At 60.0% G+C, this 275-nt stretch carries 1 protein-coding gene; it reads right to left on the bottom strand.

The annotated features are described in order from the left end of the window. Positions 1-39: 39 nt before the first annotated feature. Positions 40-275: oligopeptide/dipeptide ABC transporter ATP-binding protein (locus SB764_RS39990; protein ID WP_410866746.1), on the bottom strand; the 236-nt coding region annotated here is incomplete at its 5' end.

Genomic DNA, 275 nt, shown 5'->3' with positions numbered 1-275 from the left:
CCTGCAACAGCGGTTGTTGCAGGGTGGCCTCTTGCGTACTCATAGTGTCGGCCTCCCGGCATCATCAAGTGGGTAATGGCATTTGGACTGACGCCCGTCAGCGAGCATATTCAGCGCCGGTTCTTCAGCGCGACATCTGTCAGTGGCATAGGGGCAGCGCGGGTTAAGCAGGCAGCCGTTCGGGCGGTCGTACTTGCCGGGAACGACACCTGGCAACGACGCCAGACGTTCTTTGTCCTGAGCAAATTCTGGCAGCGCACGCAGCAATGCCTGAG

It is taken from the genome of Paraburkholderia sp. SIMBA_027, from assembly GCF_046535315.1.
In the GTDB taxonomy this organism is placed as follows: Bacteria; Pseudomonadota; Gammaproteobacteria; order Burkholderiales; family Burkholderiaceae; genus Paraburkholderia; species Paraburkholderia tropica.
The sequence above is the reverse complement of the archived record's forward strand: the minus strand, read 5'-3'. Positions and strand labels throughout refer to the sequence as shown.